The 12,853-nt window shown below is 69.5% G+C and carries 9 protein-coding genes and 1 tRNA gene; 5 read left to right on the top strand and 5 right to left on the bottom strand.

The features are described from left to right. Positions 1–9 precede the first annotated feature (9 nt). The 5 genes from ACFWSK_RS07120 to ACFWSK_RS07100 all read right to left on the bottom strand — a co-directional run bounded on the left by ACFWSK_RS07120 (position 10) and on the right by ACFWSK_RS07100 (position 8,709). Positions 10–3,159, bottom strand: coding sequence for a nitrate- and nitrite sensing domain-containing protein (locus ACFWSK_RS07120; RefSeq protein ID WP_383782850.1), 3,150 nt, complete (start codon positions 3,157–3,159; stop codon positions 10–12). A gap of 351 nt (positions 3,160–3,510) precedes the next feature. Then, entirely contained in the window at positions 3,511–4,092 is a 582-nt protein-coding gene (locus ACFWSK_RS07115) for an ATP/GTP-binding protein (protein ID WP_328906053.1), read from the bottom strand. Next, the gene (locus tag ACFWSK_RS07110) at positions 4,073–4,480 is read right to left on the bottom strand and encodes a DUF742 domain-containing protein (RefSeq protein WP_003966010.1); all 408 of its coding nucleotides are present in this window, start codon (positions 4,478–4,480) and stop codon (positions 4,073–4,075) included. Before ACFWSK_RS07110 ends, ACFWSK_RS07115 begins: the two co-directional genes overlap by 20 nt. A 134-nt stretch (positions 4,481–4,614) precedes the next feature. Next, positions 4,615–5,028 (bottom strand): roadblock/LC7 domain-containing protein, encoded by a 414-nt coding sequence (locus ACFWSK_RS07105; RefSeq protein ID WP_024495006.1) that lies wholly within the window; start codon positions 5,026–5,028, stop codon positions 4,615–4,617. A 9-nt stretch (positions 5,029–5,037) separates the two neighbouring features. Continuing rightward, a complete protein-coding gene (locus ACFWSK_RS07100) occupies positions 5,038–8,709 on the bottom strand; it encodes a nitrate- and nitrite sensing domain-containing protein (RefSeq protein ID WP_383782849.1) in 3,672 nt (1,223 codons plus the stop codon). 607 nt (positions 8,710–9,316) lie between these two features. On the opposite strand from ACFWSK_RS07100, the gene ACFWSK_RS07095 reads away from it, so the two are divergent. The 5 genes from ACFWSK_RS07095 (at position 9,317) to ACFWSK_RS07075 (ending at position 12,853) form a co-directional block, all read left to right on the top strand. Next, positions 9,317–9,499: a hypothetical protein gene (locus tag ACFWSK_RS07095; RefSeq protein ID WP_383782848.1), complete on the top strand. Its 183-nt coding sequence runs from the start codon at positions 9,317–9,319 to the stop codon at positions 9,497–9,499. Between the two features lie 135 nt (positions 9,500–9,634). Further along, positions 9,635–10,420, top strand: a complete 786-nt coding sequence (locus tag ACFWSK_RS07090; RefSeq protein WP_383782847.1) for a fumarylacetoacetate hydrolase family protein — start codon at positions 9,635–9,637, stop codon at positions 10,418–10,420. Continuing rightward, entirely contained in the window at positions 10,413–11,885 is a 1,473-nt protein-coding gene (gltX, locus tag ACFWSK_RS07085) for a glutamate--tRNA ligase (RefSeq protein WP_383782845.1), read from the top strand. The genes ACFWSK_RS07090 and gltX overlap by 8 nt, the downstream gene beginning before the upstream one ends. Positions 11,886–11,974: 89 nt before the next feature. After that, on the top strand, positions 11,975–12,694 hold the full coding sequence (locus ACFWSK_RS07080) for an HAD family hydrolase (RefSeq protein ID WP_383782843.1): 720 nt from the start codon (positions 11,975–11,977) through the stop codon (positions 12,692–12,694). Positions 12,695–12,781: 87 nt separating this feature from the next. Next, positions 12,782–12,853: transfer RNA gene (locus ACFWSK_RS07075), tRNA-Gln, on the top strand.

The following is a 12,853-nucleotide window of genomic DNA, read 5'->3' as shown; positions in this document are numbered from 1 at the left end:
GGGCTCACACTAACGCTCCTGGTTGTAGGTGTTACTTGCGTCCGACCCCGCATCGCGGCCCCGCTGGACCCCGCGCCGCAGATTGCTCAACCTGCCACGGACGTCCTCGGGTGCGCGGGAGACCTGGGGGCCGCCCTGCTGCGTCTGCTCCGCCGTGCCTTCGACCAGATTGGCCTTGGGGACGCGACGGGGGAGACCGGATGGAGTGATTCCGCCCGCCTTCGGCTCGCGGAGCTTCTCCGCCCGCTCCCAGCGCTCGTCGTTCGTGGAGCGCCAGTCGCCGGGGCCGTCGCCGTTCGCCGGGGCGGACGGCTGCTGCCGCGTGTCCTGCGCCGGGGCCTCGGTCGCGTGGCCGGCGGGCTGCCGGTGCTGCGCACCGCCCCGGCGCGGCAGACCGGCTTCGGTCAGTTCCTGCGCGGCGTTCGGGACGGGGCCCGAACGGTCGAAGCCTACGCGCTCCTGAGCCTCTGCGGGGGTACTCGGAGCAGATTCCGCTTCGGCCTGCGGCGCGGTCTCGTAGGCGCCCTGATAGCCGCCCTGATCCGGCCAGTCATCCTGGTGGGACGGGGCCACGGCGGAGTTGAACGGATCGCCGTACTGGGCCTGCTGGGCTTCCGGAGCGCCATACGCCGCTTCCGGATAACCGCCCTGCTGGGCCTGCTGGGGGTAGCCGCCCTCGGTGCCGTACGGCTCGTAGGGGGCCTCGTACGAAGCCTGCTCGTACCCCTGCTGCGCGGGCTGCGGCTCCTGGGCGTACTGCTCCTGGCCGTACTGCTCCTGCGCGTACTGCTGAGTCTCGGCCTGGAACGCCGGACGCTCGCCGCCGGCCTGGGCCTCCAGCGCCGCCCGTCGCTCCTCACGCAGGAGCGAGCGGCCGACCGGGTCCAGCTGCGCCGCGTCCGCGTCCGGTATCTCGTAGCGGGAGTCGTCGAAGCCGAGTTCCGCCGCCGTGCGCATCGTGGTCTGGTGCGGCATCGGGTCGAACACCGGCTGCTGCTGTTCCGGAATGATCGAGGAGACCGTGAAGTCGTCCTGCGCGGCGGCTTCGCCACCGCCACCGTGGGTGATCGCGTCCGGAAGCATGACCAGCGAGGTGGTACCGGCCTGCTCGCCCGAGGGGCGCAGCTGGACCCGGATGCCGTGCCGGTCGGCGAGGCGGCCGACCACGAAGAGGCCCATGCGCTGCGAGACGGCGGCGTCCACGGTCGGCGGGTTGGCCAGCTTGTGGTTGATGTCCGCGAAGTCCTCGGCGGTGAGGCCGATGCCCTTGTCGTGGATCTCGACCATCACGCGGCCGTCGGGCAGCCGGGTCGCGGTGACCCGGACCTTGGTCTGCGGCGACGAGAACGTGGTGGCGTTCTCCAGGAGCTCGGCCAGCAGGTGGACGAGGTCGGTCACGGCCTGCCCGTGGATCTCGCTCTCCGGTACGCCGGTGAGCTCGATGCGCTCGTACGACTCCACCTCGGAGGAGGCGGCCCGCAGGACGTCGACCAGCGGCACGGGCTGGTTCCAGCGGCGGCCCGGCTCTTCGCCCGCGAGGACGAGGAGGTTCTCGCCGTTGCGGCGCATACGCGTGGCCAGGTGGTCCAGCCGGAAGAGGCTCTCCAGCTGGTCCGGGTCGGCCTCGTTGTTCTCCAGGTCGGTGATGAGGGTCAGCTGGCCCTCGATGAGCGACTGGTTGCGGCGCGAGAGGTTGGTGAAGATCGCGTTGACGTTGCCCCGGAGCATGGCCTGCTCGGCGGCGAGCCGGACGGCCTCGCGGTGCACCTGGTCGAAGGCGCGGGCGACCTCGCCGATCTCGTCCTGGGTGTTGATCGGGATGGGCTGGACCCGTGTGTCGACCCGGCCCGGGTCGGTCCGCGACAGCTGGTCGACCAGCATCGGCAGCCGCTGCTCGGCGATGCCGAAGGCGGCGGTACGCAGCTGGCGCATCGAGCGGCTCATCTGGCGGGCCATGAGCCCGGCGATGATGAAGGCCGCGAGCAGCGCGATGATCACGATCGCCGCGTTGACGATGGCGTCGGTCTTGGCGTCGGAGGAGATCTCGGCGGCCTCGGTCACGGCCTTGTCGACGAGCTCGTCGCCGACCGTGGAGTAACCGTCGAACTTGGCGGTGGCGGCGGCCATCCAGGTCTGGGGGGTGATCCCCTTCGCCTTCAGCTCGGCCTGCGTCTGCCCCTGGCCGATCTGCTGGGCCATGCCGTCGAAGACCGAACCGTCGATGCTCGGCGGCGGCACGAACGGCTTGCCGGCGGCCTGGGCCTGCTCTGCGGCCGTCTTAAGCTGCTTGGCGCCCTCGGCCGCCTTGCCGGCCATCACGGTCTTGAGGCGGGTCGCGTCGGCCTCGGTGCCACCGGAGACGAACTCCGCGAGCGCGATCTGCTCCAGGTAGTTGTACGAGCCGAACGCCTTGACCTGCGCCTGGAACTTGTCGCGCTCCTGGCTGGGACGGACCAGCAGGTGCATACCGATGGAGCGCTGAAGCGATACTGCGGCCTTGGAGAGCTCGATCGCGTAGACGGTGCGGCCGTAGCTGGTGATGTTGCCGGTGCCGAGACCCATCTCGTTGGAGAACTCCATCAGGGAGTGCTGGACCTTGGTGTAGCCCTCCTCGGTCTTCACCGGGTCCATGGCCTCGGCGTAGGCCGCCTTGCGCAGCTCGGGAAGCTGGGGCTCCTCCACCTTGAACAGCTTGAGGCGGCGGTCCAGGCCCTGCTTCGAGGGCATGTCCTGCACCGCGGTGTCGAACTTCGCCCTGGCCTCGTCCGTGGTGGCACGGGCCTGCTCGACGACCTCGGAGGTGCGCTTGTTGGACAGGAGCGGCTGAGCGGTGAGGTCACGCTCGTTGAGCAGCGCCTGCCCGTACTCCGAGGCCGCGCGCACGATCAGCGCGGTCTTCTCGGCGTCCTGGGCCTCGTTCCAGGTGTCGATCGACCCCTTCACCTGGAAGCCGCCCATGATCAGGCCGACCAGCACAGGGATCAGGAGGATCGCGTTCAGCCGCGTGGGCACCCGCCAGTTGCGCGGGGACAGCCGGTTGGTGGAGCCACCGGCCGGTTCGGGCGCGGACATGTCCGCGGACGACGCCCCGGCGCGCGGCGGCGGGGTGAAGTTGCCCCGTTCCGGCTGCGCCGCGGAGCCCTCGTTGCTTCGCCTCACTCGACCAACAACCTCTCGGCGTCGACACCAACGTTGTGCCGAAGTTTTCGTTCAGGGGGCCGTACTACTCGGTAGTTCATCGAATTCCAGCACGGGGACCGGTCGCGTTCCAAACAGTCGGAATGAGTGATTCCGAGTGGTCTACACCGCAGATAAAACGGGCATAAAGAGCGAGCCCCGCCAAAAGGCGGGGCCCGCATGAGCAGAGTGGTACCAATCGAACGCATCGTGTGTTGATGCGAAGGTAATTCTCTGTCGAAACGTTATGAACACGGGGGCGGATCGTGTCATAGGACACAGTCCGCACCCGTGTGACTACAACAACTTCCGTATGCCCATAACGACTTGCGTCTACTTGAGACGTGCCATCAGGGCATGCTCCACCAAAGTGATCAAACCGCTCTTGGCGTCCGCGCGGTGGCGGGCGTCCGTGGTGATGATCGGAGCGTCGGGGCCGATCTGGAGCGCCTCGCGCACTTCTTCGGGGGTGTAGGGCTGGTGTCCGTCGAAGCCGTTGAGGGCGATGACGAAGGGGAGTCCGCTGTTCTCGAAGTAGTCGACCGCGGGGAAGCAGTCGGCGAGGCGGCGGGTGTCGACGAGGACGACGGCGCCGATGGCGCCGCGTACGAGGTCGTCCCACATGAACCAGAAGCGGTCCTGTCCGGGGGTGCCGAAGAGGTACAGGATCAGGTCCTGGTCCAGGGTGATGCGGCCGAAGTCCATGGCCACCGTGGTGGTGGTCTTGTCCCCGGTGTGTGTGAGGTCGTCGATGCCCGCGGACGCGGACGTCATCACGGCTTCGGTGCGCAGCGGATTGATCTCCGAAACGGCACCGACGAACGTGGTCTTACCCACGCCGAAGCCGCCCGCCACCACGATCTTCGCCGAGGTGGTGGCACGGCCCGTCCCGCCGTTAGAGCTTGCGAAGTCCACTGAGCACCCTTTCGAGCAGTGTCACATCCGGCGCGCCGCCGGCCTCTCCGTTGCCCGGCTGGTGGATGGCCACCATGCCGGCTTCCGCCAGGTCCGCCACGAGGATGCGGGCCACGCCGAGGGGCATGGACAGCAGTGCCGAGACCTCGGCCACCGACTTGACCTCACGGCACAGGTGGCAGATCCGCTGGTGCTCGGGGAGCAGGGTCCCCAGGTGTGCGGGGTCGGCCGTGGTGCTGACCAGGGCCTCTATCGCGAGCTGGTAACGCGGCCGGGTCCGGCCGCCGGTCATGGCATAGGGACGGACCAGCGGCTGGTCGCCTTCACCGTCGTACGACGCGTGGTGCAGTGCGCCGTACGGATCAGGTGAGGCGGGTGGCGGGGTCATGAATCCTCCGGGCGTGACAGCGGTGTGTCTACTTGCCGTCTTAAGGGGCCGGTGGGGGGTCTGAGGCGGCCGGACGGGTGAGGGTTGTGGGCAGTACCTGGGGGGATTGTGCCTGGGATCCGCTGCATGGCCGCCTAGTGGAGCAGACTGCCCTGGAGCTCGGCGCGCAGGTCGGGCGTGAGGACCGTGCCCGCACGGTCGACGAGGAGGGCCATCTCGTACCCGACCAGACCGATGTCGGCGTCCGGGTGGGCGAGAACGGCCAGCGAGGAACCGTCCGAGACGGACATCAGGAAAAGGAAGCCTCGCTCCATCTCCACGACCGTCTGGCTCACGGCGCCGCCCTCGAAGATCCGGGAGGCGCCCGCCGTCAGCGACGTCAGACCGGAGGCGACAGCCGCCAGCTGGTCGGCGCGGTCGCGCGGGAAGCCTTCGGACATCGCCAGCAGCAGGCCGTCCGCGGAGACCACGACGGTGTGGGACACACCAGGGGTGTTGTCCACGAAGTTGGTGATCAGCCAGTTCAGATTCTGTGCGGCCTGACTCATGGGGCTCAACTAACGCTCCTGCTGGTGAGTGGGGCCGAGATGGAAACCGCCGGTCGACTGGCCGTTGTTGGCCTGCCGACCCTGCTGGATGCCCCGGCGGAGATTGGTCAGACGTCCGCGTACGTCATCGGGCGCACGCGAAACCTGGGGTCCGGACTGGTGATTCTGCTGCTGGGCGGTGCCCGGTACCAAATTGGCACGGGGAACCCGGCGAGGAAGTCCGGAAGTGGTGATCCCGCCCGCAGCGGGCTTCTTGACCCGCTCGGCCTGCCGTACGAGTTCGTCGTTGGGCGAGGGGCGCCAGGTGCTGGTGGCACCGGTGTCGGTGTCACCACGCCGGGGCATGGGCGGAGCAGGCGTGGCGGACGGGGCCGCCGGCGCCTGGGGCTCGGCGGCCGGCGGCTGCTGGCCGCCCTGCTGCGGGCCGTGGAACCAGTTCGTCTCAAGGGTGTCGTACAGCGGGGTACGACCGTCCCCGGGACCGGCCGGCGGAAGCGCCTCGGGCAGCGCCGGACGGCGCGGCATCTCACCGGCGGCCGGGGCCGCCGGACGCGGAGCACCGAAGTCGGCGTCGTCCCGGCCACGCTGCCGCGGCGCCGGCGCCCCCTGGTTCTGCTGCGGGGTGCCGAAGTCGGGGCGTGCGAACTGGGCGGTACCGGCCGGGTCCTGGGACGCCTGCGGCGCCGAGAAGTCCGGGCGGGCGAACTCCGCCGTGGCGCCGGGGCCCTGGTGCTGACCCGCGCCGTACGGCTGGTTCGGACCGGCAGGCCGGGCGAACTGGCCGGTGGTGTCGGGCTCCTCGTGACCGCGGGGGGCGTCCAGCGGAGACTGGCGCTGCGCACCCCGCTCCTCGACACCCCAGCTCGCGCCCTGCGGACGCTGCGGCTGGGGGTTGCCCCCGGGCAGCTCGGCGCGCGGACCGCCGGGAGGCGGCAGCTGGCGGCCGGGGCCGCCGGGCTGCTGGAAACCGCCCTGGTCGTTCTGGGCGTGCCTGCCCTGCGGCTGCTGCTGTGGCTGCCGGACGGGCGGGCCGCTCTGCTGGCCCTGCTGGCCGAACTGGCCGCCCTGCTGCTGGCCGGGCCGGGTCTGCCCAGAGTGACCGAACAGATTGGGCTGACCCGCGTCCGTACGGCCGGGAGCGTCGCCCTGGCCACCGCGGGCGCCCATCCGGGCACCGCCGCCGAAGGCACCGGCGGGGCCGCCCGCGGGCGGCGCCTGCTGGGGCCGGCCCGCGTTCTGCGGACCGTTGTTCTGCATGCCGTTGCTGCCCTGCACGCCGTTGCTCTGGGAGCCGGCGGTGGGCTGGGGCTGACGCGGGCCGCCGTCGCGCGAGGGCAGTGCGGCACGCGGACCCGAGCCCGCACCGACCTGCCCGCGCTGCGCACCGGCTCCGAGCGCGGCCGAGGAACCGGCCGGGGAGCCGCCGAGACCGGCCCGCGGGGCGCTGCCCGGGGCACCACCGGCGAGAAGCCCGCCGGGAGCGCCCTGCTGCTGACCGGGACCCTGCTTGGACTGGGGCTGCTTGCCTCCGTGGGCGACGTCGACGGGAAGCATGACCAGCGCGGTCGTGCCACCGGAGTCCGAGGGGCGCAGCTGGATGCGGATGCCGTGTCGCAGGGACAGCCGGCCGACCACGAACAGACCCATGCGCCGGGAGACGGAGACGTCCACGGTGGGCGGCGAGGCGAGCCGCTCGTTGATCGCCGCGAGGTCCTCGGGGGAGAGGCCGATACCCGTGTCGTGGATCTCGACGAGCACCCGGCCGTCGGGCAGTGCGTGACCGGTGACCTTGACCTTCGTCTGCGGCGAGGAGAACGATGTGGCGTTCTCCAGCAGCTCGGCGAGCAGGTGCACGAGGTCGTTGACCACGCGGCCCGCGACCTCGGTGGCGGGCACCGCGGCCAGTTCGATGCGCTCGTACTGCTCCACCTCGGAGGCGGCGGCACGGAGCACGTCGACCAGCGGCACGGGGCGGGTCCACCGGCGGCCCGGCTCCTCGCCCGCGAGGACGAGGAGGTTTTCGCCGTTACGGCGCATACGGGTCGCGAGGTGGTCGAGCTTGAAGAGCGAGGACAGCTGGTCCGGGTCGGCCTCGCGCGACTCCAGCTCGGAGATGAGCGAGAGCTGGCGCTGGATGAGGCCCTGCGAACGCCGGGACAGGTTGGTGAACATCGCGTTGACGTTGCCTCGCAGCAGCGCCTGCTCGGCGGCGAGCCGGACGGCCTCGCGGTGCACGTCGTCGAAGGCCGCGGCCACCTGGCCGATCTCGTCCCGGGAGTGCACACCGACGGACTCGACGGAGGTGTCGACGTCCTGCGGGTCCGTCTCCGAGAGCTGCTTGACGAGCTCGGGCAGACGGTCCTGGGCGACCCGGGTCGCGGTGTCCTGGAGCCGTCGCAGCGAGCGGATCATGGACCGGGCCACGACGAACGCGCCCACCAGCGAGACACCGAGGACGAGGAGGATGACCACACCGTTGAGGATGGCCTCGCGCTGGGACTCCTCGCGCAGCTCGCGGGCCTTGCCCTCCATGTCGCTGAGGAGGGTCTCCTCGATGGTCTTCATGGCCTGGATCTTGGTGGAGCTCTGGTCGTACCAGTCCATGTACGAGCGGGACTTCTTGCCCACCATGCCCGTGGGGCTTTCGAGAACCTGCTTCGCGTACATGTCCGCGGCGTTGATCTCGGGGTGGCCGTTGGTCAGCGACGCGGTGAGCTCGTCGGCGCTGTTGCCGGTGTTCTCGTACGTCGACTTGAACGAGGCGAGGGTCTGCGCCTCCTTGCGGAGCGCGTTGCGACCGAACTGCTGGTCGTTCTTGTCGAGGTTCGTCTTCTCGCTGTTGCCGCCGGGCAGCGCGGCCGCGATGACCGCCCGCTGGACCGAGGCGTACTCCTTGGAGGAGGAGAAGGCCGCCAGGGCCCGGGTCCGCTTGATCATCTCCGGGTTGTTGGTCGCCTGCGCCATGTCCTGCGAGAGGCTCAGCAGCGAGGTGATCAACTGGCTGTACCGGTCGATGGTGTTGAGGCTCGGAGTGCCCTTGGCGTACGCGTCCTCACGGATGTCCCGGATCTGACCGAGCTGGGTCGAGATCTGGGCGACGCTCGCGTGGATGCCCTCGAGGGCCTCGTCGTTGTCGGTGTTGCCGATCGCGTTGGTCGCGTCGAAGAAGGCGTCCTTGGAGCGGTCGGTCTTCTTCCGGGGCTCCGTGACCTTGAAGTCGGTGGGCTTGGAACCGTTGGACAGCGGGCCCGCGGACCGGTCGCGCTCCTCCTGGAGCGCCTGGGCGAGCGCGGTCGCCTGCTTGGTCATCTTGGTCAGCAGCTGCATGTGCTCCAGCTGCTGCATGTCGTTCATGGACTCGTTGATACGGAGTCCGCCCAGCGTGGTCGCCGCCACCACGGGAAGGGCGAGGAGCGAGACCAGACGCGTGCTGATGCGCCAGTTACGGAGCGCTATTCGCGAGCCCGTGTTGATCGGGCCGCGCGACTGGAACGCACTGACCGGCTCCGAGCCACTGCTCGTCGTCGTGCCTGAGCGCTGTGCGCGGTCACCACTGTCACCGGCCGCGGCCTGCCCGGGGTTCTGGGCGTGCTGGGGCGAGGAACCGCGGTCGTTCCCGCCGCGCGGCTCCTGATCCGCCGGAGCTTCCCCTCGGCCCTGGCGGGCCTGGGGAGACCCCATGCCATCCCTCTTGAAACGTCCCTGCACTAGCGTCGCAACCTCTGGACCAGGCGTCCCTTCCGCATGCGCGGGTCGGGACGGTGTCGGCGTCGTGGGGCGCTGGACGCGCCCCATGGTGGTCGTGAGTGACCGGCGTTCTTCCCCCTCCCGCCGCCACTCGGCGCTGCGTTGCGCCCTGCGCGCCGGCCTGAAACCCGCGGCGGTGCGTGGAATTCCAGCACAGTGCCGGATCTCCAACAAGGCCCCTGTACCGGCCTGTGACCTGGGTGACACGTTGTGATGAATGTGTAACAAGGTGTGGAGAGTGTTCGTGGTCAAAACGGACGATCGGGGATGAGTCGCTTACGGGTAGGGGGTGCCCCAGTCGCGATGATCAGGAGCGGAATGGCGCATTCAGCTATGCAATGTCCGTTTCATGTCACGCGATCGGCTGACCGTCATGCGGCATTTGTCGGCTACTTCGTGAGCAAACTCACATGATGATCGCCGTCTCCTCGGGGCGCCGGGTGGGAATTGGATGTTTAGCCTGACCCTTTACAGGGATGGCGAATCCGAAAACCCGGCGCCCCTTCGGGTGGCGCCCAGACCGACAGGGCCCAGACGGCAGATGAAGACCACGATGATGTTCCGCAACATTGCCAACCCCCGGCGCACCACGCTGGCGCACCTCAAGGACGCCGAAGCGCTGCGGACGCCGGAGCAGCCGGAGCACTCGGTCGACCTGCCCACCCAGACGGCCAACCCCCGCCGCACCATCCTGATGGAAGCCCCGGTCACCACCGGCGCCTGAGAAGGGCGCCGAAGATCCTGGCCGGGCTCACGCACGGCCTCCCGCGGTCTTCCACCGGCGCTGCTGTCCCCCTCGCCCGCGTTAGCCTGGAGCGTCAGTCTTCAGCCAGCCACAAGTGAGGGGCGACAGCTTCCCGTGCGCATCGCCAGGTTCTCCATCGACGGCAATGTCGCCTTCGGCGCCGTGGAGGGTGAAGGCACCGTTGAATCCGGTGACCTCGTCCTCGACATCATCAGGGGCATCCCGTACACCGACTTCGAGCTCTCCGGCACCAAGGTCCCGCTGAGCAAGGTCCGGCTGCTCCCTCCCGTGCTCCCCAACAAGGTCGTGGCCATCGGCCGCAACTACGCGGAACACGCCGCCGAGCTGGGCAACGAGGTCCCGGAGGTCCCGGTCGCCTTCTTCAAGCCCACCACTTCGGTGATCGGCTCGGGAGACGCCATCGAGTACCCCTCCTTCTCGAACGAACTGCACCACGAGGCCGAACTGGCCGTGGTCATCGGCCGCATGTGCCGCGAAGTCCCGCGTGAGCGCGTCAAGGACGTCATCTTCGGCTACACCTGCGCCAACGACGTGACCGCCCGTGACGCCCAGCAGCGTGAGAAGCAGTGGGCGCGGGCCAAGGGCTTCGACACCTCCTGCCCGCTCGGCCCCTGGGTGGAGACCGACCTCGACCCCCGCGACCTCACCATTCAGGCGACGGTCAACGGCGAGCAGCGCCAGCTCGGCCGTACGAGCGACATGATCCGCTCCATCGAGGACCTGGTCGTTCACATCACGGAAGCCATGACGCTGCTCCCGGGCGACGTGATCCTCACCGGAACCCCCGCAGGGGTCGGACCCCTGCACGTCGGCGACGAGGTCGCCGTCACCATCGAAGGCATCGGCACTCTCACCAACAAGGTGATCAAGCGTGGTTAACGGACCTGTCCGCGTACGTTTCTGTCCCTCCCCGACCGGTAACCCCCACGTGGGCCTGGTCCGTACCGCCCTGTTCAACTGGGCGTTCGCCCGGCACCACAAGGGCACCCTGGTCTTCCGTATCGAGGACACCGACGCGGCCCGTGACTCCGAGGAGTCCTACGACCAGCTGCTCGAGTCGATGCGCTGGCTCGGCTTCGACTGGGACGAGGGCCCCGAGATCGGCGGCCCCCACGCCCCGTACCGCCAGTCGCAGCGCATGGACATCTACCGGGACGTCGCCGGGAAGCTGCTCGCCGCCGGACACGCGTACCCCTGTTACTGCACCACCGAGGAGCTCGACGCCCGCCGCGACGCCGCCCGCGCCGCCGGCAGGCCCTCGGGCTACGACGGCCACTGCCGCGACCTGAGCGCGGAGCGGATCGCCGCGTACGAGGGGGAGGGCCGCAGCTCGATCGTCCGCTTCCGGATGCCCGACGAGGCGATCACCTTCACCGACCTGGTCCGCGGCGAGATCACCGTCCAGCCCGAGAACGTGCCGGACTACGGCATCGTCCGCGCCAACGGTGCTCCGCTCTACACGCTGGTCAACCCGGTCGACGACGCCCTGATGGAGATCACCCACGTCCTGCGCGGCGAGGACCTGCTCTCCTCCACCCCCCGGCAGATCGCCCTCTACAGGGCGCTCATCGAGCTGGGCATCGCCAAGGAGATCCCGCTCTTCGGCCACCTCCCCTATGTCATGGGAGAGGGCAACAAGAAGCTCTCCAAGCGCGACCCGCAGGCATCGCTCAACCTCTACCGCGAGCGCGGCTTCCTCCCCGAGGGCCTGCTCAACTACCTCTCGCTCCTCGGCTGGTCGATCGCCGAGGACCGCGACATCTTCGACATCGACGAGATGGTCGCCGCGTTCGACATCAAGGACGTCAACGCCAACCCGGCCCGCTTCGACCTGAAGAAGGCCGAGCACGTCAACGCCGAGCACGTGCGCAAGCTCGACGTGAAGGCGTTCACCGAGGCGTGCGGCCCCTGGCTGCGGGCCCCGTTCGCGCCCTGGCGCCCCGAGGCGTTCGACGCGGAGCAGTTCGCGACGATCGCCCCGTACGCCCAGACCCGCCTGACCGTCCTCTCCGAGATCACGGCCAACGTCGACTTCCTCTTCCTCGACGAGCCGGTCGAGGACGAGGCGTCCTGGGCCAAGGCGATGAAGGAGGGCTCCGGCGACCTCCTCGTCACGGCCCGCGCCAAGCTGATCGCCGCCGAGTGGAACGCGGAGGCCCTCAAGGCCGCCGTCCTCGCGGCGGGCGAGGAACACGGCCTGAAGCTCGGCAAGGCCCAGGCCCCGGTCCGCGTCGCCGTCACGGGCCGCACGATCGGCCTGCCGCTCTTCGAGTCCCTGGAGATCCTGGGCCGCGAGAAGACCATCGCACGGGTGGACGCGGCGCTGGCGAAGCTCGCCGCGTAGGACCCCGGGCAACCGGCATGGGCCCGGACGAACCGCACCGAGCGGCTCGTCCGGGCCCATCCGCGTACAGCGGCCGCTAGAGTCGGCCCATGGCGATCAGAGCCGTCCTCTGGGACGTTGACGACACCCTCTTCGACTACGGATCAGCGGCTGCCACCGGTCTCAGCAGGCACATGGAGGCTGAAGGGGTGCCCGGCGGCTACCGCTCCGCGCAGGACGCCCTGGATGCCTGGGAGGAGCTCACCCAGCGGCACTGGGAGCGCTTCGCGGCGGGCCGTACCGACTGGGAGGGGCAGCGCCGCGACCGGGCCAGGGACTTCCTCGGCCGCCCGCTCAGCGACGACGAGGCCGACGAGTGGTTCGGCCGGCACATCCGCCACTACGAGGCGGCCTGGTCGCTCTTCCCGGACACCGTGCCCGTGCTGGACGCGCTGGCGACGGCGTACCGCCACGCCGTCCTCTCGAACTCCTCACTGGAACACCAGCACCGCAAGCTGACCGTCCTCGGCGTACGCGACCGGTTCGAGTCCGTGCTCTGCGCGGCGGAGCTGGGCATCTCCAAGCCCGAGGCCGCGGCCTTCCACGCCGCCTGCGAGGCGCTCGCGCTCGCTCCGCACGAGGTGGCGTACGTGGGCAATGAACCCGACATCGACGCTGGTGGGGCCGTGGCCGCAGGTCTGACGGGGATCTGGCTGGACCGGGAGGACCGGGGCGGCAGACCCGATCTTGTGCGGATCACCGGACTCGATCAGCTGCCCGGGCTGCTGGCGGGCAATACCCGTTTTGGAGCGCCGGACACCTTCGGGTAGTGTTCTTCCTGCGCCACCCGAGCGGGACGAAAGATCCGGCAGGGAAGCGCAGACAGAAATGAAACCCCCCAAGGGGTTGCGTTTCAGTGGGCTATGGTGTAATTGGCAACACTACGGTTTCTGGTACCGTCATTCTAGGTTCGAGTCCTGGTAGCCCAG

Source organism: Streptomyces sp. NPDC058620 (assembly GCF_042717135.1).
Lineage (GTDB): Bacteria > Actinomycetota > Actinomycetes > Streptomycetales > Streptomycetaceae > Streptomyces.
Note: the sequence above shows the minus strand (reverse complement) of the source record. Positions and strands in the feature narration are given on the sequence as shown.